Origin of the sequence: Silvania sp. (assembly GCF_051656365.1) — a bacterium.
Classification (GTDB): domain Bacteria; phylum Pseudomonadota; class Gammaproteobacteria; order Enterobacterales; family Enterobacteriaceae; genus Enterobacter; species Enterobacter hatchlandensis.
Genome location: NZ_JBOGBT010000011.1, coordinates 48,587 through 66,590, shown reverse-complemented (window position 1 = coordinate 66,590; position 18,004 = coordinate 48,587). Strand labels below are relative to the sequence as shown.

The 18,004-nt window shown below is 56.2% G+C and carries 16 protein-coding genes; 6 read left to right on the top strand and 10 right to left on the bottom strand.

Going from position 1 to position 18,004, the window contains the following annotated elements:
• The first annotated feature begins 16 nt into the window (after nt 1-16).
• Nucleotides 17-1,312 carry a Gfo/Idh/MocA family protein gene (locus tag ACRDD5_RS01860; RefSeq protein ID WP_438675729.1) on the top strand — a complete coding sequence of 432 codons (1,296 nt, stop codon included), beginning with the start codon at nt 17-19 and terminating at the stop codon, nt 1,310-1,312.
• Between the two features lie 92 nt (nt 1,313-1,404).
• Nucleotides 1,405-2,685 (top strand): ABC transporter substrate-binding protein, encoded by a 1,281-nt coding sequence (locus tag ACRDD5_RS01855; protein WP_438675759.1) that lies wholly within the window; start codon nt 1,405-1,407, stop codon nt 2,683-2,685.
• Nucleotides 2,686-2,697: 12 nt separating this feature from the next.
• On the opposite strand, the gene ACRDD5_RS01850 is transcribed toward ACRDD5_RS01855, so the two are convergent.
• Together ACRDD5_RS01850 and ACRDD5_RS01845 are read right to left on the bottom strand one after the other, a co-directional pair.
• On the bottom strand, nt 2,698-3,387 hold the full coding sequence (locus ACRDD5_RS01850) for an LrgB family protein (RefSeq protein WP_271281308.1): 690 nt from the start codon (nt 3,385-3,387) through the stop codon (nt 2,698-2,700).
• A complete protein-coding gene (locus ACRDD5_RS01845; RefSeq protein ID WP_271281307.1) occupies nt 3,380-3,790 on the bottom strand; it encodes a CidA/LrgA family protein in 411 nt (136 codons plus the stop codon). Before ACRDD5_RS01845 ends, ACRDD5_RS01850 begins: the two co-directional genes overlap by 8 nt.
• Nucleotides 3,791-3,890: 100 nt before the next feature.
• Here ACRDD5_RS01845 and ACRDD5_RS01840 point away from each other — a divergent pair, with 100 nt between their 5' ends.
• Nucleotides 3,891-4,775 carry a LysR family transcriptional regulator gene (locus ACRDD5_RS01840; RefSeq protein WP_438675728.1) on the top strand — a complete coding sequence of 295 codons (885 nt, stop codon included), beginning with the start codon at nt 3,891-3,893 and terminating at the stop codon, nt 4,773-4,775.
• 519 nt (nt 4,776-5,294) lie between these two features.
• Here the strand turns inward: ACRDD5_RS01840 and ACRDD5_RS01835 are convergent.
• The 4 genes from ACRDD5_RS01835 to soxR all read right to left on the bottom strand — a co-directional run bounded on the left by ACRDD5_RS01835 (nt 5,295) and on the right by soxR (nt 10,150).
• Entirely contained in the window at nt 5,295-6,941 is a 1,647-nt protein-coding gene (locus ACRDD5_RS01835; protein WP_271281305.1) for a Na+/H+ antiporter, read from the bottom strand.
• Nucleotides 6,942-7,092: 151 nt separating this feature from the next.
• Nucleotides 7,093-8,442, bottom strand: a complete 1,350-nt coding sequence (ghxP, locus tag ACRDD5_RS01830) for a guanine/hypoxanthine transporter GhxP (RefSeq protein ID WP_271281304.1) — start codon at nt 8,440-8,442, stop codon at nt 7,093-7,095.
• Nucleotides 8,443-8,740: 298 nt separating this feature from the next.
• Nucleotides 8,741-9,412, bottom strand: coding sequence for a glutathione S-transferase family protein (locus ACRDD5_RS01825; protein WP_438675727.1), 672 nt, complete (start codon nt 9,410-9,412; stop codon nt 8,741-8,743).
• Nucleotides 9,413-9,691: 279 nt separating this feature from the next.
• A complete protein-coding gene (gene soxR, locus ACRDD5_RS01820; protein WP_271281302.1) occupies nt 9,692-10,150 on the bottom strand; it encodes a redox-sensitive transcriptional activator SoxR in 459 nt (152 codons plus the stop codon).
• Between the two features lie 98 nt (nt 10,151-10,248).
• On the opposite strand from soxR, the gene soxS reads away from it, so the two are divergent.
• Nucleotides 10,249-10,575, top strand: a complete 327-nt coding sequence (gene soxS, locus ACRDD5_RS01815; RefSeq protein WP_271281301.1) for a superoxide response transcriptional regulator SoxS — start codon at nt 10,249-10,251, stop codon at nt 10,573-10,575.
• On the opposite strand, the gene ACRDD5_RS01810 is transcribed toward soxS, so the two are convergent.
• Nucleotides 10,572-12,158: an EAL domain-containing protein gene (locus ACRDD5_RS01810; RefSeq protein ID WP_438675726.1), complete on the bottom strand. Its 1,587-nt coding sequence runs from the start codon at nt 12,156-12,158 to the stop codon at nt 10,572-10,574. The genes soxS and ACRDD5_RS01810 overlap by 4 nt on opposite strands.
• A gap of 660 nt (nt 12,159-12,818) precedes the next feature.
• Here ACRDD5_RS01810 and ACRDD5_RS01805 point away from each other — a divergent pair.
• On the top strand, nt 12,819-13,100 hold the full coding sequence (locus tag ACRDD5_RS01805) for a YjcB family protein (protein WP_438675725.1): 282 nt from the start codon (nt 12,819-12,821) through the stop codon (nt 13,098-13,100).
• Nucleotides 13,101-13,176: 76 nt separating this feature from the next.
• Here ACRDD5_RS01805 and ssb1 read toward each other — a convergent pair whose 3' ends face one another.
• Nucleotides 13,177-13,704, bottom strand: a complete 528-nt coding sequence (gene ssb1, locus ACRDD5_RS01800) for a single-stranded DNA-binding protein SSB1 (protein ID WP_271281298.1) — start codon at nt 13,702-13,704, stop codon at nt 13,177-13,179.
• A gap of 249 nt (nt 13,705-13,953) precedes the next feature.
• On the opposite strand from ssb1, the gene uvrA reads away from it, so the two are divergent.
• Complete coding sequence (gene uvrA, locus ACRDD5_RS01795) at nt 13,954-16,779, top strand: excinuclease ABC subunit UvrA (RefSeq protein ID WP_438675724.1); 2,826 nt, start codon at nt 13,954-13,956, stop codon at nt 16,777-16,779.
• Here uvrA and ACRDD5_RS01790 read toward each other — a convergent pair whose 3' ends face one another.
• Nucleotides 16,780-17,133: an MmcQ/YjbR family DNA-binding protein gene (locus ACRDD5_RS01790; RefSeq protein ID WP_271266336.1), complete on the bottom strand. Its 354-nt coding sequence runs from the start codon at nt 17,131-17,133 to the stop codon at nt 16,780-16,782.
• A 111-nt stretch (nt 17,134-17,244) separates the two neighbouring features.
• Nucleotides 17,245-17,958, bottom strand: a complete 714-nt coding sequence (aphA, locus tag ACRDD5_RS01785; RefSeq protein ID WP_271281296.1) for an acid phosphatase AphA — start codon at nt 17,956-17,958, stop codon at nt 17,245-17,247.
• Nucleotides 17,959-18,004: the final 46 nt, after the last annotated feature.

Genomic DNA, 18,004 nt, shown 5'->3' with positions numbered 1-18,004 from the left:
CTTAATTGAGGATGCCATGAAAAAATATGCATTAGTCGGTACCGGGGGTCGTGCCGGTTTATATATTTCCGCCATCGGTGGTGCCTGGCGTGATAATGCCAGAATGGTCGCATTTTGCGATACTAATCAGACGCGAATGGACTACGCCAACCAACTGTTAAAAAACGAAGGCGCGGAGCCGGTCTCCACCTGGAAAGCGGCGCAGTTTGCAGAGATGATCCGCGAAACGCGGCCGGATATTGTCATCGTCACCACCATGGACCGCACCCACGATGATTATATCGTCCGCGCCCTGCACGCGGGCTGCGATGTGATCACCGAAAAACCGATGACCATCGACGAACAGCGCGCCCTGCGTATTCTCGATGCCATCGAAGAGACCGGCCACACCGTGCGCGTAGCCTTCAACTACCGCTACGCCCCGCACCACAGCAAAGTGCGCGAGCTGCTAATGCAGGGCGCAATTGGCAACGTCACCTCCGTTCACTTTGAGTGGCTGCTGAATACCGAGCACGGCGCGGACTACTTCCGCCGCTGGCACCGTGAAAAACGCAACAGCGGCGGCCTGCTGGTGCATAAATCCACCCACCACTTTGACCTGATGAACTTCTGGCTCGGCAGCTATCCGGAACGCGTTTACGCCGAAGGCAGCCTGCAGTTCTACGGCAAAGAGAACGCCGAGAAGCGCGGGGTGACGCAGTTCTACCCACGCGCCCACGGCTTTGCCGAAGCGCAAGATGACCCGTTCGCGCTGCATATGGCGGACAACGCCCAGCTTAAAGCGCTGTATCTGGACGCCGAGCATGAAGATAACTACTTCCGCGACCAGAGCGTGTTCAGCGACGGTATCACCATCGAAGACACGATGTCGGTGCTGGTGAAATACCAGAACCAGGTGCAGCTGACCTACTCCCTGAACGCCTACCTGCCGTGGGAAGGGCTGAACGTGGTCTTTAACGGTACCGAAGGCCGTCTTGAGATGAAAATTGTCGAGAAGTCCTACGTCAACGCCGGGGGGAAACGCGCCGAAGAGGGCAGCCTGGAAGCCTGCGATATCACCGTCTTCCCGATGTTTGCCGAACCCTGGAAAGCGGAATTTAGCCTCGGCGAAGGCGGCCACGGCGGCGGCGATAACGCGATGCTGGCCGATTTGTTCGGCCAGCCTGGCAACGACCCACTGCAGCGGGCGGCCGACCATCGCGCGGGGGCGATGTCGATCCTCACCGGGATTGCGGGCAATATCTCGATGCAGCAGCAGCGTCCGGTGAATTTTAAGGAGTTTGAGCTGGTGTCGCGCCTGGCGAAACCTTAAGTACCGTATCCCGGCGCGGCAGAGGGCTGCGCCGGAGAGGGGTCAGTATTGAGCCGTTACTCACCTGTTTAATAATAAAAGTCCTGGAGACAATAATGAGTAAACTCGTATCAGGTGTCATCGCATCGCTGTTATTTTCCTGTACCGCTGCCTGGGCGCAGCCCGTTGAGTTACGCATGTCTTGGTGGGGGGGCAACAGCCGCCATCAGGCCACGCTGAAGGCGCTGGAGGCTTTTGAGAAGACGCATCCGGATATCAAAGTGAAGGCCGAATATACCGGCTGGGACGGGCACCTTTCGCGCCTGACCACCCAGATGGCCAGCGGCACCGAGCCGGACGTGATGCAAACCAACTGGCCGTGGCTGATCCTCTTTTCCAAAAACGGCGACGGCTATTACGATCTCGACAAGTTGAAGGCGGGGCTGGATTTAAGCCAGTATCAGGCCAACGACCTGCAATCCACGACCATCAAAGGCAAGCTCAACGGCCTGCCGATCTCGGTCAACGCGCCGGTGTTTTACTACAACGATCTCACCTGGCAAAAAGCCGGGCTGGCGTACCCGAAAAACTGGGATGAGTTCTTTGCCGCCGGGAAAGTGTTCCAGCAAAAGCTCGGCAACAACTATTACCCTTACGCCATGGTCGATCAGGACGTCATTCTGCTGCTCAATGCCTGGATGATGCAGACGCATCAGAAGCCGATGTTCAACAGCGACGGCACCTTTGCCTGGAACGAGGCGCAGTGGAGCGAGGCCTTCAGCTTTGTGAAACGCCTGAGCGACGACCATGTGTTGCCATCACCTAAGACCCTCTCCTCTTACGGCAAAGGCAACCTGTATGAGATGAAGCCGTGGATCAACGGCGAATGGGGCGGCCTGTTCACCTGGAACATCACCATCCGTATGTTCGCCAACAACATGACCCCACCGGCGAAGCTGGTGCTGGGCGACTACGTCATGCAGCCCGGCAGCACCGAGTCTGGTGTGTACTTCAAAACGGCGCAGATGCTGTCGGTGGCGAAATCCACCAAACATCCAAAAGAGGCGGCGATCCTCGTCAACTTCCTGCTTAACGATCCACAGTCGGTCGAGGCGCTAGGGCTGGAGCGCGGTATCCCGCTCAACAAGGGGGCAGAAACGCTGCTATCCGAGAAAGGGGTGATTGACCCGAACGATCCAGTGATTGCCGGATTGCGTCAGGCGCAGTCGTTACACACCACCGTCGTCGCCACGCCGTATATCGAGGATTTGCAGGTGATCGACCAGTTCACCGCCGCGCGCGAAAAACTGGACCAGGGCAAGCAGACCCCTGCTCAGGTGGCGGCCGATTTCCGCCAGCAGGTGGAGCGCATTGTGCGGCGTCTGAACCGTTAGTCATAAGGCGGCTCAGAACATCATCCATGCCACCAGCGGGGCAATCAACACCATCACCACCCCGGAGAGCATCATCACCAGGCTTGCCACCACGCCCTCCTGCGGGCCCAGCTCATAAGAGCGTGCGGTGCCCGCGCCGTGAGATGCCGCACCAAACCCGGCGCCTTTCGCCATCCCTTCACGGATGGCGAGGCGCAAAAACAGCATATCCCCCACCGCCATGCCAAATACCCCGGTCACCACCACGAACAGGGCCACCAGATCCGGCTGTCCGCCGAGCGGTTTTGCCGCCGCCAGCGCAAACGGCGTGGTCACGGAGCGCACCGCCAGGCTACGCTGGATCTCATCCGACAGGGTAAACAGCCGCGCCAGCCACACGGAGCTGGTCACCGCCACCACGGTTGCCGTTAATACACCAGCAGAGAGCGACATCCAGTGGCGTTTGATGATGGCGAGATTGTCATACACCGGTACGGCAAAGGCGATGGTTGCCGGGCCGAGCAGCCACAGCAGCCAGTGCGATTCGCCGATATAGTTCTGCCAGGAGATATGCCCCCAAACCAGCATCATCACCAGTAACAGCGGCGTAAGGACCAGCGGCATCAGCGGCAGCTTTGGGAAACGGCGATACAGACGTTTATTGGCGAAGTAGAGCACCAGGGTAACAGCCAGGCACAGCACGCTAATCTGAAAATTAGTCATGCTTCTGCCTGCGGATTTCAAAGCGGTAGACTTTATCCACCACCCACGCGGTAGAGCCCAGCACCATCAGGGTGCTCAGGGCGATCACCGCGAAGATGCGCCAGCCATCCACCAGCAGAAGCTGGGCATAATTCACCACTGCCACCACCGCCGGGACAAAAAACAACAGCATTTCGGCCAACAGCCAGCGGGAACCGGCCCGCACCCAGCGCAGGGGGATAATACGGCACAGGATCAGGCTGAACATCAGCACCATCCCCACCAGATTGGCCGGGAGCGGCAGATGCAGCCAGTCGACAAGGTATTCAGCAAAGACGAAAAGAGCCGCGTACAGCAGTACCTGAACCGGTACCTGGAGTCGTTGCACAACGGCAGGCGTAACGCGAACTGACGCCACGGTCATGGTGAATTCCTTAAAATGAGACGAGGCGCCAGTATAGTGAGCGCACGTAGCTGACAGAAATGAATTAAAATCATCAAAGGTATAGTTTCGAGGAATAATCATGGACATAAGAACGCTGCGTTACTTTGTCGAAGTGGTTCGTCAGCAGAGTTTTACCCGCGCAGCGGAGAAGCTATTTGTCACCCAACCCACCATCAGCAAGATGCTGAAAAACCTCGAAGATGAGCTCAACTGCACCCTGCTGATCCGCGACGGACGCAAGCTGCTGTTAACCGACACCGGCCGGGTGGTGTTTGAGCGCGGGCTGGCGATCCTCGCGGAGTTTCGCCAGCTGGAGGCCGAGCTTGGCGACATCAACCACCTCAACAAGGGGATACTGCGCCTCGGGATCCCGCCGATGGTGGGGATGATGATGGCCGGACCCATCGGCCTGTTTCGCCAGCGCTATCCCGGCGTGGAGCTAAAAATTTCTGAATTTGGCGGCTTAACCGTCCAGCAGGCGGTGATCAACGGCGAGCTGGATCTGGCGATGACCGCCCTCCCGGTGGAGGAGGACAGCGGTCTGACGGCGCTGCCGCTGTTCAGCCATCCCCTGTGCGTGCTGGTACCGCGCTCCGGCAACTGGTTGTCGCTCGACACTATCAATCCTGAGCTGCTGGCCGAGCACCCGTTACTGATCTACAACGAAGATTTTGCCCTCAGCCGCCAGCTGATGCAGCTCTTCAGCCAGCACGGCGTCAAACCGCGCATCGCGGTGCGCAGTGGGCAGTGGGACTTTCTGGCGGCGATGGTGCAGGCAGGGGTAGGGATTGCGATATTGCCACAGCCCATCTGCGAGCGGCTGGATAAAAACACGCTGCGCTGGATCCCGCTGCAGAGCGATCTGCACTGGCAGCTGGGGATGATCTGGCGGGAGGGGGTCTATCTGTCGCACAGCGCCCAGGCGTGGCTGAAATGCTGTGAAGGGTTTTGGGTTTCAAGGTAAAAGCAAAACGGTAACCACCGGGTTACCGTTTTTGATGTCTTCTCTCTCTACCCGCGGGCTGAGGAATCCCCAGTAATTTTCTTATCCTTAAAGCAATGGAATAATTGCAGGATAATAAGAGACTTACAGCGACTACCTTGTCCGGCTGAAAATCGCCGAAGCGCTTCCTGTAGGCCGGGGCAAGGCGCAGGGATGCGCCGAGAGGGCGTGACCTACATGGATGTAGGATCGCGCCCGACCCGAAGCCGAAAGGAATAAGCTGAGGGTACCGCGAAGCGGCGATTTTCTTGCCGGGAGCCCGGGTAGCGGTGGCGATTGAGCCGCCCTGGCACGTTCACGGGTGACGCGACTGACAGAGAAGCACAACACTTAAAGTGAACGGAACCACCACCGGAGCCGCATGCTCCCCCTCACCCCAGCCCTCTCCCTGAATGGAGAGGGAGCAGACCGTGCCAATTATTTTGTGGGGATCCCTCAACCCCGCGGGTGTACAGTCCGGGGTGAGGGCGTCAGGCCGCACTACTGCTTCTCAATCAACAACGCTTCCATCAAATCGAGATCGTGCAGGAGTTTCTGCAGCGTCTCGTTGCTGATCTCCCGGGTGGCGCGCAGATGGTACAGCTCTGCGCGCTCAGAGCGCAGCGCGGCCAGGCGGAAGCGGCGTTCGAGATTCTCTTCCAGCAGCGAGCTCTCCGCGTCGTTGCGGCCATCCGCGCGGCGGCGCAGGTTACCAATAACCCGGGAACTCACCTCTTTCAGCAGCTGAGTATCGATGTTTTCTTCGGTATCAGCGGCCAGACGCTCCTCCATCTTCTGGATAGCGACGATTGCCACTTCAGCCGTTGCCGCCCGGGCAATCCGCGCCTCTTTATGCTGCTGAACGTGATCGCCCACCTCCATGTGTTGCAGCAGGATCGGCAGCATCACCACGCCGACAAACAGTGAGAAGAGGATTACCCCGGCGGCAAGGAACACCAGCTCATAGCGGGCCGGGAAGACGTCACCGGTAGGCAGCAGCAGCGGAATGGAGAGCACACCGGCCAGCGTGATGGCCCCACGCACCCCGGCAAAGGTGGAAATCAGCAGTTCACGGGTGGACCAGGAGCCAAATTCCATCGGTTTCTTTTTCAGGAAACGCATGCTGAAGTTTTTCATCGTCCACAGCCAGCCAAAACGTACCAGCATCAGCGCGGCGTAAATCAGCACGATATCGGTGAACAGCATCCAGGTTTCGACGTTCGGGTCAGCCTCTGCCGCCACCAGCGACGACTCAAGAATGCCCGGCAGCTGCAGGCCCAACAGCAGGAATACCATGCCGTTAAAGACAAACTCCAGCATTGCCCAGGTACTGTTGGCGCGCAGACGCATAGCCAGCGGCGCAGAGCGCATCACCCCGGAACGGGTGATGGTCATCCCCGCCGCCACCGCCGCCAGAATGCCCGATACGCCAAGGTGTTCCGCAATCAGGTACGAGGCGAACGGCAGCAGGAACAGCAGCAGGATTTGCGTGGCGGGTTCGTCACCGCCCCAGCGGCTGAGGAAGCGCAGCGAGCGGCCGTACAGCCAGCTCACCACAAACCCGGCAATAATGCCGCCAATCGCCACTTTAAAGAATTCAACGGTCGCGCCGCCGATGGTGAAGACCATGGTGCCCATCGCCACGGCAACGGCAAATTTCAGTGCGACCAGGCCGGAGGCGTCGTTCATCAGCGCCTCGCCCTGCAGGATACCCATGATTTTTTTCGGTATGCGCCCTTCACCGACGATACCGGACAGCGCCACGGCATCGGTCGGCGACAGTACCGCCGCCAGCGCAAACGCCGGGATCAGCGGGATACCCGGCACCACCCAGTAGATGAGAAAGCCAATCCCCACCACGGTGACGACGACCAGCGCCAGCGCCAGACCGAAGATCTCCCGGCCATGTTCAAGAAATTCGCGGGTGGGCGTTTTCCAGCCGTCGGCGAACAGCAAGGGGGGGATAAACAGCACCAGAAACAGTTCAGGATCAAACTCGACATGCAATCCGAACGTGGGCCACGCCAGCAGAGCACCGATGGCTATCTGCATTAGCGGCAGCGGTAACTGGAAGGGCAGTACGCGGGTGACTACCCCGGAAAGGGAGACCAAAAGGGTCATGATAAGTATTGTGAAGAAGATTTCCATGCGTTCCCTGTTTGCGAGATTTCTGTACGTTTAACTCATTGGCATCTTGCCACAGTGTATCGTCCCCAGAGTAACGCATAAGGCAACGAGATGTGTTCCGAAAATGAAAACGGGCGGCCTGAGCCACCCGTCTTTTTAAGCAGTTGACAGCTTAGATTGCCCAGCCACCCGCATAGAACGCCACCAGTGCGATAGCGATAATCACGGTGCCAAGGTTCAGCTTGCGCCATTCGCCCGAGACCAGACGACCAATCACCAGCGAAGCAAAGCCAATCATGATGCCGGTAACAATGTTACAGGTCAGCACGATAAACACGGCGGTGATCAGCCCCGCCATCGCGTCAACGAAATCGGCAAAATCGATTTTCGCTACGTTGCTCAGCATCAGCAGGCCAACGTACATCAGCGCAGGGGCCGTTGCGTAGGCCGGAACCAGGTAAGAGAGCGGCGAGAGGAACAGGATCAACAGGAACAACACGCCAACGGTGATCGCCGTCAGGCCGGTTTTGCCGCCTGCCGCGGTACCTGCTGCGGATTCGATATACACCGCCGCCGGCGCTGCGCCCACCAGGCCTGAGAATACGCTGCTCAGGGAGTCGGTGGTCAGCGCTTTGCCGCCATCAATAATCTGACCGTCTTTATCCAGCAGGTTAGCCTGCCCCGCGACTGCACGGATGGTGCCGGTAGCGTCGAAGACCGCCGTCATCACCAGCGCCAGCACGCTTGGCAGGATCACCGGGTTAAGCGCGCCCATGATATCCAGGCTACCGATCAGCGAGTTACCGTTTTCATCGCTCAGGGATGGCATCGCGAAGACACCAGAGAAATGCACGCTCGGATCGAAAATCAGGCCGACGATGGAGACGCCAACAATCGTCAGCAGGATCCCGCCCGGCACTTTCAGTTTTTCCAGACCGATGATTACCGCCAGGCCAATCAGGGACATGATCACCGGGAAGCTGGCGAAATGGCCCAGCGCAACCGGCAGCCCGTCCAGCGGGTTTTTAATGACCAGACCTACGCCGTTCGCCGCAATCAGCAGCAGGAACAGGCCGATACCAATACCGGTGCCGTGTGCCACGCCCTGCGGCAGGTTGCGCAGGATCCAGCTACGAATACCGGTGGCAGAGATGATGGTAAAGAGCACACCCATCAGGAACACCGCACCCAGCGCGACCGGCACGCTGATATGCTGGCCCAGCACCAGGCTGAACGCAGTAAACGCGGTCAGAGAGATGGCGCAGCCGATGGCCAGCGGCAGGTTGGCCCACAGACCCATAACGATGGAGCCGACGCCGGCAACCAGACAGGTGGCAACAAAGACCGCTGCCGGCGGGAAACCGGCTTTGCCGAGCATGCCTGGCACCACGATCACGGAGTAAACCATGGCCAGGAAGGTCGTCAGACCGGCAACCACTTCCTGACGCGCGGTGCTGCCGCGCGCTGAAATTTTAAAGAAGGCGTCAAGTGAACCGCCGGTACGCGCAGAAGGCGTAGACATAGAAAACATCCCCTGAAAATGATAATCGTCGTTTGTAAGCGTGATGGACAATCCACGGCCAGCGAAACGTCATATCCTTGTGCGAAATTTATGACCACCAGGGGGCGTCATAAAAAAGCAAACGTTTAGCTTCGCGCTTACAAATCGGGTGGTGAAATAAAAGCAAACGATTATCCGGCCTAAACACGGGCATTTTCAACTTAACTTTGTCGTTTTCCCCTAAAATTTGATCGGGACGGCGAAGAAGTAGACAGAGGATGCGCAAACGTTATCGTCAATGCGCAATTTGATAACATTTTCAGGGCTCGCCGGGGATCTCGAACGGACCGCCTTGCTGGATCGCCCGCTGCCAGGCCGGACGCATATCGACCTTTTTCTGCCATGCCTGCAGATGTGGGAGATCGCTGATCCCGCCTCGGGACAGCAACGCCATCACCGGATAGCTCATCTGGATATCGGCCATGCTGAGGCGATCCCCGGCAAACCAGCTATGATCCGTCAGCCAGGACTCAAGATAGCGGGCGTGAGTTTCCAGCTGACGATTGAGATACGCTTTTTGTACCCCCTGACCCAATACTTTGCCCAGCGATCGCAGACCAAAAGGGATCGGCGGCTTGCCCAGGCTTGCGAAAACCAGCTTCATCAGCAGCAGCGGCATCAGCGATCCTTCTGCGTAATGCAGCCAGAAGCGGTAGTTCAGCTTAAGCTCGGGCTCCTGCGGCTTGAGCCGTGATTCAGAATCGTAGGTTTCCTGCAGATATTCGAGAATCGCGCCCGACTCCGCGAGGATCAGACCGTTGTCCTCCAGCACCGGAGATTTGCCCAGCGGATGGACTTTACGCAGCGCATCCGGCGCCATCATGTTTTTCTCACGCTGATAGCGGACAATCTGATAAGGCAAAGCGAGTTCTTCCAGCGCCCAGAGCACGCGCTGAGATCGGGACTGATTGAGGTGGTGGACCGTAATCATGGTGATCTCCAGTTAGGCTGACTCACTAACTATAGAAAACTGCACAACATGGCGAAAAAATTTTGCCAGGTTTTTGCCCTTGAAAGCTGGTAAACCTGCGGTCCCGGCCTAGAATTAAATTGTCAGCACAAACCGGAACCTCCAAAAATTGCTCGACTGAGGGGTGTTGATGTCGGGGGAAACCCTCCTGTGAACCAGCGGGATAGAGAGAAAGACAAAGACCGGGAATAAACTAAAGCGCTCTGTTGTGGCGCTTTAGTTTTTTATGCGTTGCAGGAATTAATCCTCTTCCAGCAGCCGCGCGCCGGTCCCCTGCTCGCCCAGCCTGTCGCCAGGATTACGCAGCGGGCAATCACTGCGCGACAAACATCCGCAGCCAATACAGGTATCCAGTTCATCGCGCAGCGCCTCCAGGGTATGAATGCGCCGGTCCAGCTCCACGCGCCACTGGGATGACAGCATCTTCCACTCTTTGGCGCTCAGGGCGTGCCCTTCCGGCAGGATGCCAAACGCCTCGCCAATGGTCGCCAGCGGGATCCCTATCCGCTGGGCAATCTTAATGATCGCCACGTAGCGCAGCACCTCGCGGGTGTAGCGCCGCTGATTGCCGGCATTGCGAATACTCTTAATTAACCCTTTGCTTTCATAGAAATGCAGTGCCGATACCGCCACACCGCTACGCTTAGCCACCTCACCCGGCGTCAGCAGCGCTTTAATCCGCGGTAATTTCTTTTCCATAAAACCTCTTTACCTCAAGTTAACTTGAGGAATTATACTCGGCCGCAGATAAAAACACGAATCCACAGCGACAGCTATACCCGCAGAGAGGCCGATTTATGTCACATCAGCAGATTGTTCACGCACTTATTGAATGGATGGATGAGCATATCGATCAACAGCTCAGTATCGATGTGGTGGCTAAAAAATCGGGTTATTCGAAATGGTATCTGCAGAGAATGTTCCGCGCGGTGATGCACCAGACGCTGGGCGAGTATATTCGTCAGCGCAGGTTATTACTGGCGGCGCAGGCGTTACGCACTACGCAACGTCCTATTTTTGATATCGCGATGGATTTGGGCTATGTGTCGCAGCAGACCTTTTCGCGCGTCTTCCGCCGCGAGTTTGATCGCACTCCCACCGATTATCGTCATCAACTTAACTAATGGCTGTGCGCCAGTGATGCTGCGACAGGCTGTTGCTGCCAGGTCATAAAGTCCTGCGGCGACATGGCCTTCGCAAAGTGCCAGCCCTGACAGTACTGCACCCCGCGTTTATGCAGCCATGTCACCTGCTCTGCCGTCTCCACGCCTTCCGCGATGGTTTTTAAGCGCAGGCTTTGTGCCATTTCAATGATGTGCTCGACGATCAGATGGCTGGTGCTGTTGGTGGTCAGCGTATCGATAAAGGTTTTGTCGATTTTCAGGATATCGACGTTCAGCGAGTAGAGGTTGTGCAGGTTTGAATAGCCGGTACCAAAGTCGTCGATCGCTACTTCATAGCCCGCCTGACGAAACGCCTGAATAACCGGCGTTGTTTTCGGCACGTCGATAAAGCCACGCTCCGTCACTTCGATTTTGATCTGCTGGGCGCGCACGGAATAGTGCCGGGCCTTGTCGGTAATCATCGCAATCAGGCGTGAAGAGTGGAAGTCCGTGGCAGAGAGGTTAATCGAGATATAAAGATGAGGGTTGCAGGCCAGGAAATGGCCGAGGTCGCTGAACAGCTCTTCCACCACGTAATCCGTAATGCGCTCGCTCATACCCTCTTTTTCCGCCAGCGGAATAAATTCCACCGGGCTCATAACCGGCCCGTTAAAGCCCGGCCAGCGCAACAGAGCTTCTGCTCCCACGCACTGATTGGATTTAATGTCGATAATCGGTTGATAGTGCAGACAAAGCTGGCGTTTATTTAACGCGCGATGTAATAAGCGCCCTGGCGAATTAAATTCGCGTCGCGTTCGCGACCACAGTAATAAAATGATGATGCTGCATAACATCCCCAGCGGCAGGGTTAACGTCGCCTGATGATAGAGAGCGGCATAAAATCGCTTATTGGTGGTCGAGACAATTGCGGCGATAGGTCGCTTCGGTGACTGCACCACCGTGTAAAAGCGCCCCTCATGCTGGAAGATGGCTTCATCATCATCTACGAGCTTATGTAATATATTTTCGTTAGCCTGTTCGCTGATCGAGAAAAAAGTATTGGTCACCGTGTCAAATACGCCCCACGCCAGCGAGTGATCGGACGACATCACTTCGCTATAAGTCAGCGGATTGACCACCACCACATAATTGCCTTGCTGCATATATGTCATTTTATATCCCGCGTAGAACGGCGTGTCGCGGTAATAATAGATGGAGACATCCGGCGGGCGAGTGTAATTAGCTACGGGGATGGTGTAGGCGTTTTGCGGAGTACTTAGCGTGGAGCAAAGAAAGTCGCGGTCTTTCGCATAAATTAAATCAGCAATGTACAGACGGCCGCGAACAATATTTAACATATATTGTCGATGCGCTGGCGTACAAATATCACCCGCATATTTTACGGCGTCGTTACGCGCTAAATCAACCTGCTGAATAACCAGCTCAGTTTTATCTAAGGCGAGTTCGGCAAATGAGCGAAGATGGCTGCTGGTTTCGCTGATGGCGCGTTGCTGAGCAAACCATAGCGAAAGCATCACAGGCAGTAAAACCACCATGATGACCCCCGCTATTTTCAGCACCTTGCTCCGCGCGCTTTGATTCATTTCCGCCCTATATCCCTGCTTTTTATGTGCCTGTAGTGATGAAGGCCGGATGCTTTGGTAAACAGGTGATTACGTTGCATGAATCATGCGAAGTTAGCAACAGACTTTTACCCTCAATAACCTAATATTTGGTTATGGCGATAATATTTGTCCGTAAGCCAAACTGAAAGTATTCGTTCCGTTTTTATTAAGTAAAATAATTATCCATTCTGAACGGATGGTTTCAAGATAACCCGGCAGAGGATCGTTGATTAAGTCAAACTAACGGTAGGGTGAAAAAAATACAACATCATCATGAAAATTTGCGCTATTTAAAGCTGTATGTGCGTGACATGATTTATAAATAATCAACCGCAGCCACGGTGTTCCGCCCTTCTTGTTCGCACTCTGCTACCCGTTCGGCACCCCGTCTGACGGCACCTGGCGCTGACGAAATGCGACCTGCTATACCCCTTCTCTTTAGCTGGTCAAAAAAAGGACGTTTTTACCGCTTCTCCTACTGGTGAATAAAAGAACAAACGTGATATAGTTCACACATCTTGTGCAACAAGAAACAATGTTTCATTATTGTGAATTTGAGCCTGCCAATAGCCAGTTTGCCACAGCCTGTGCGCAACGTCGCGCTATACCCGGCGGCGGATATCTTTGAGGATCGGTTTTATGGCAACCATTACCACCGGCGTTCTGCTTGCGCGCTGGGAATTTTTGAGCGCAATGCTGATGTTTCTGGCCAGCACGCTGAATATTCAATTTCGTAAAGCGGATTACGCCGCGCTGGCCGTGGTGAGTACCTGTCTGGGCCTGGCTGCGGCCTGCTGGTTCGCGACCGGGTTACTGGGTATCACCCTGCTGGACGTAGCAACTATCCTGCATAACGTGAAAGAAGTGATGGTTGAGGTGATGAGTCATACGCCGCCAGACTGGCCAATGATGTACACCTGATCCCGACGGCAGAAACAAAAAACCCAGACCGATGTCTGGGTTTTTGTTTTATTGCGCAACGCAGGTTCTGTTGTTATCAGAACGGGATGTCGTCGTCGAAATCCATTGGCGGTTCGTTAGACTGCGCCGGAGCAGACTGCTGCTGCGGACGAGACTGCGCGCCGCCGCTGAACTGGTTGCCGCCCTGTGGCTGCTGAGGCTGACCCCAGCTACCCTGCTGCTGCTGACCACCGCCTGCCGGTGCACCACCGCCCTGACGGCCACCCAGCATCTGCATGGTGCCGCCGACGTTGACCACCACTTCAGTGGTGTATTTTTCGGCGCCGGACTGATCGGTCCATTTGCGGGTACGCAGCTGGCCTTCGATATAGACCTGAGAACCTTTACGCAGATATTCACCGGCCACTTCTGCCAGTTTGCCAAACAGCACAACGCGGTGCCATTCAGTCTGCTCTTTCATCTCACCGGTCGCTTTATCACGCCAGGATTCGGAAGTAGCCAGCGTAATGTTGGCAACTGCACCACCACTCGGCATGTAGCGTACTTCCGGGTCCTGGCCCAGATTACCGACGAGAATCACCTTGTTTACGCCTCTGCTGGCCATGATCGTGTCTCCTGAAAACATTTCTTAATAGTGTAAACGCGCGAGTGTACCATTTCCACGTGGTACTCCGATAGTTTCGAAGCATCTTCCAGAGTTCTCACGAACGTTACATTGTTGCACAGGTAATCAGAATTTGCATTCCAATACTGTATATTCAAACAGGTCAAATTGTGTCATAATTAATCGTTTCTGCCGGTTGTCCTTCAAGCAAACCAGGCATTCCGTGTATCTACCTACCGGGAAAGGTGAATGGATAAGATAGAAGTTCGGGGCGCCCGCACCCACAATCTCAAGAATATCAACGTTATCATCCCGCGCGATAAGCTGATCGTCGTCACCGGGCTGTCGGGTTCAGGCAAATCGTCACTGGCTTTCGACACGCTGTATGCCGAGGGGCAACGTCGCTACGTTGAATCGCTCTCTGCCTATGCGCGCCAGTTCCTGTCGCTGATGGAAAAGCCAGACGTCGACCATATAGAAGGTCTGTCGCCTGCCATCTCCATTGAGCAGAAGTCAACGTCCCATAACCCGCGCTCCACCGTGGGGACCATTACTGAAATTCATGACTACCTGCGCCTGCTATATGCCCGCGTGGGTGAGCCACGCTGCCCGGATCACGACGTTCCGCTGGCGGCACAAACCGTCAGCCAGATGGTGGACAACGTGCTGTCGCAGCCTGAAGGCAAACGCCTGATGCTGCTGGCGCCAATCATTAAAGAGCGTAAAGGCGAGCACGCCAAAACGCTGGAGAATCTGGCGAGCCAGGGTTATATCCGCGCCCGTATCGACGGCGAAGTGTGCGATCTGTCGGATCCGCCAAAGCTGGAGCTGCAAAAGAAACACACCATCGAAGTGGTTATCGACCGCTTTAAAGTGCGTGAGGACATGACCCAGCGCCTGGCCGAGTCGTTCGAAACCGCGCTGGATCTCTCCGGCGGTACCGCGGTGGTGGCCGATATGGACGATCCAAAGGCGGACGAACTGCTGTTTTCTGCTAACTTCGCCTGTCCGATTTGCGGCTACAGCATGCGTGAGCTGGAACCGCGCCTGTTCTCATTCAACAACCCGGCGGGCGCATGTCCAACCTGCGACGGGCTGGGCGTGCAGCAATATTTCGATCCGGACCGCGTGATCCAAAACCCGGAACTGTCGCTGGCAGGTGGTGCGATTCGCGGCTGGGATAAGCGCAACTTCTACTACTTCCAGATGCTGAAGTCGCTGGCCGAACACTACAAGTTCGACGTCGAAGCCCCGTGGGGCAGCCTGAGCCCGACCGTGCATAAAGTGGTGCTGTACGGTTCCGGCAAAGAGAACATCGAGTTCAAGTACATGAACGATCGCGGCGATACGTCAGTGCGCCGTCATCCGTTCGAAGGCGTGCTGCACAACATGGAGCGCCGCTACAAAGAGACAGAATCGAGCGCAGTGCGCGAGGAGCTGGCGAAGTTTATCAGTAACCGCTCCTGCGCCACCTGCGACGGCACCCGTCTGCGTCGCGAAGCGCGTCACGTGTACGTTGAAAATACGCCGCTGCCAACCATCTCAGACATGAGCATCGGCCATGCGATGGACTTTTTCACCAACCTGAAGCTTGCGGGCCAGCGGGCACAAATTGCAGAGAAGATACTGAAAGAGATTGGCGATCGCCTGAAGTTCCTGGTCAACGTTGGTCTGAACTATCTGTCTCTTTCCCGCTCGGCAGAAACCTTGTCCGGTGGCGAAGCGCAGCGTATCCGTCTGGCGAGCCAGATTGGTGCCGGGCTGGTGGGGGTAATGTACGTACTGGATGAGCCGTCTATCGGCCTGCACCAGCGCGACAACGAACGCCTGCTCGGGACGCTGATCCACCTGCGTAACCTTGGCAACACGGTGATTGTGGTCGAACACGACGAGGATGCGATTCGCGCGGCAGACCATGTTATCGATATCGGTCCAGGCGCAGGCGTACACGGCGGGCAGGTGGTGGCCGAGGGCACGCTCGATGACATTATGGCAGTGCCTGAATCGCTGACCGGCCAGTTCATGAGCGGCAAGCGTCAGATTGCCGTACCGCAACAACGCGTCGCCGCCGATCCGGAAAAAGTGCTGAAGCTGACCGGCGCCCGGGGTAATAACCTGAAAGACGTGACCCTGACCCTGCCGGTAGGTCTGTTTACCTGTATTACCGGGGTGTCGGGTTCCGGTAAATCAACGCTGATTAATGACACCCTGTTCCCGATTGCGCAAACCCAGCTGAACGGTGCGACGCTGGCGGAACCGGCGCCGTATCGTGAGATTCACGGGCTGGAGCACTTCGACAAAGTCATTGATATCGATCAGAGCCCAATCGGTCGTACCCCGCGTTCTAACCCGGCGACCTATACCGGCGTGTTTACGCCAGTACGTGAACTGTTTGCCGGGGTGCCGGAATCCCGTTCACGCGGATACACGCCGGGACGTTTCAGCTTTAACGTGCGCGGTGGACGCTGCGAAGCCTGCCAGGGCGACGGGGTAATCAAGGTTGAAATGCACTTCCTGCCGGATATTTACGTGCCGTGCGACCAGTGCAAGGGCAAGCGCTATAACCGTGAAACCCTGGAGATTAAGTACAAAGGCAAGACCATCCACGAAGTGCTGGATATGACCATTGAAGAAGCACGCGAGTTCTTTGATGCGGTTCCGGCTCTGGCGCGTAAGCTGCAGACGCTGATGGACGTCGGCCTGACCTATATTCGTCTGGGTCAGTCTGCCACCACGCTCTCCGGCGGCGAAGCCCAGCGCGTGAAGCTGGCGCGTGAGCTGTCGAAGCGCGGCACCGGGCAGACGCTGTATATCCTGGATGAGCCGACCACCGGTCTGCACTTTGCCGACATCCAGCAGCTACTCGACGTTCTGCATCAGCTGCGCGATCAGGGCAACACCATCGTGGTGATTGAGCATAATCTGGACGTGATTAAAACCGCGGACTGGATTGTCGATCTTGGCCCGGAAGGCGGTAGCGGCGGCGGTGAGATTCTGGTCTCCGGTACGCCGGAAACCGTGGCGGAGTGCGAAGCATCGCACACAGCCCGCTTCCTCAAACCGCTGTTGAATTAATCATACCGAAAGCTGCTGTCGGGTCATCTCCGGCAGCAGCGCCACCGCCTGCTGATAAGAAGCATCCACCAGGTAGTAAATCTGCGAATCCGGCAGCGAACCGTCCAGATAAACCGTGCTCCAGTGCGCTTTATTCAGGTGTTTGCTCGGATGCACATCGGTGTGCTGCTGACGCAGCAGATCGGCCAGTTCCGGGCTGGTCTTCAGCGATGCCGCCGGGCGCCCCTCCACATCCTTCACCATCGCAAACAGCACATCCGCGACCTTGATTTGCGTTGCCTTCCAGTCGCTGTGCACGCTCTGCTCGGCACCTGGCTTATTCATGCAGTACTGAAGTATCTCCGAAATTGTCATCATTATTCCTCTGAGCGGGATGAGTCCTTCTAAGTGTGCAGCAATACGACGAAAGGTAAAACCCGAAGCACGAAAATCCGATTAAAAAATAAACGACGCCGCATCATGCGGTCAGTATTCTGAGTTGACGACCACCTCTTCGCCAAACGCACCCGCCTGTGGCAGCGGCTTGTAAGTGGAGTTTGAGGCACGCAGCACGCGTATGCCTCTGGCCCCCGCGTCGCGGGCGGCGGTGATATCGCTGTCGGCATCGCCGTAGTAAATTTTGATCTGTTTCTGCTCAAGCGTAGCCACTTTGCTGTTCTGTCGGGATTGCTCCCCGGTAAAGACCACCGGGTTCATGTTCGCCGCCGGGATCATAAAAGCGTCCTGCAGGGTTTTGGTGACGCTTTCAGTTTTGGTCTGGCTGCGCCCGGTAATAAACCAGATCTGGTCCCCGCGCTTCAGGTGAACAGCAATCAGCGCGCGGGCGGACTCTTTAGGGATACTGAATTCATCCCAGCCGTTATTCATTTGCTGCCAGAAAGCGGGGTTTTTCAGGTACGCCTCACTGTCAGGCGAAAAGGTTTTTTTCCCTCGCCAGAAGCCGGGACTGGAAAATAATACCGTGTCGTCAATATCAAAGCCTACAGCCATCGGCGGACGGCCCATCAGGCTGTTTTCAATCTGGGCCACGGAAACCCAGTGGATGGGGGCCTGTTCAGCCAGCTTTGCGGCGGTTGTACCGCTGTACAGCGGCGTGGGTGAAGAGGCCTGAGCGACGACCGGGTGACTAAGCGAGAACAATAAGCAGGCAGCGCTGAGCGCCAGTGTGATCTTGCGCATATTTTCCCCTGAATATTCAGTCTGTTATTTTTTATTTTGAGCGATT

What these genes read in the sequence shown, in the direction of transcription:
- ACRDD5_RS01860 (WP_438675729.1), top strand. Translation starts at nt 17, where the DNA reads ATGAAAAAATATGCATTAGTCGGTACCGGGGGTCGTGCCGGTTTATAT.
- ACRDD5_RS01850 (WP_271281308.1), bottom strand. Translation starts at nt 3,387, where the DNA reads ATGACTAATTTTCAGATTAGCGTGCTGTGCCTGGCTGTTACCCTGGTG.
- ACRDD5_RS01845 (WP_271281307.1), bottom strand. Translation starts at nt 3,790, where the DNA reads ATGACCGTGGCGTCAGTTCGCGTTACGCCTGCCGTTGTGCAACGACTC.
- ACRDD5_RS01840 (WP_438675728.1), top strand. Translation starts at nt 3,891, where the DNA reads ATGGACATAAGAACGCTGCGTTACTTTGTCGAAGTGGTTCGTCAGCAG.
- ACRDD5_RS01835 (WP_271281305.1), bottom strand. Translation starts at nt 6,941, where the DNA reads ATGGAAATCTTCTTCACAATACTTATCATGACCCTTTTGGTCTCCCTT.
- ghxP (WP_271281304.1), bottom strand. Translation starts at nt 8,442, where the DNA reads ATGTCTACGCCTTCTGCGCGTACCGGCGGTTCACTTGACGCCTTCTTT.
- ACRDD5_RS01825 (WP_438675727.1), bottom strand. Translation starts at nt 9,412, where the DNA reads ATGATTACGGTCCACCACCTCAATCAGTCCCGATCTCAGCGCGTGCTC.
- soxR (WP_271281302.1), bottom strand. Translation starts at nt 10,150, where the DNA reads ATGGAAAAGAAATTACCGCGGATTAAAGCGCTGCTGACGCCGGGTGAG.
- soxS (WP_271281301.1), top strand. Translation starts at nt 10,249, where the DNA reads ATGTCACATCAGCAGATTGTTCACGCACTTATTGAATGGATGGATGAG.
- ACRDD5_RS01810 (WP_438675726.1), bottom strand. Translation starts at nt 12,158, where the DNA reads ATGAATCAAAGCGCGCGGAGCAAGGTGCTGAAAATAGCGGGGGTCATC.
- ACRDD5_RS01805 (WP_438675725.1), top strand. Translation starts at nt 12,819, where the DNA reads ATGGCAACCATTACCACCGGCGTTCTGCTTGCGCGCTGGGAATTTTTG.
- ssb1 (WP_271281298.1), bottom strand. Translation starts at nt 13,704, where the DNA reads ATGGCCAGCAGAGGCGTAAACAAGGTGATTCTCGTCGGTAATCTGGGC.
- uvrA (WP_438675724.1), top strand. Translation starts at nt 13,954, where the DNA reads ATGGATAAGATAGAAGTTCGGGGCGCCCGCACCCACAATCTCAAGAAT.
- ACRDD5_RS01790 (WP_271266336.1), bottom strand. Translation starts at nt 17,133, where the DNA reads ATGACAATTTCGGAGATACTTCAGTACTGCATGAATAAGCCAGGTGCC.
- aphA (WP_271281296.1), bottom strand. Translation starts at nt 17,958, where the DNA reads ATGCGCAAGATCACACTGGCGCTCAGCGCTGCCTGCTTATTGTTCTCG.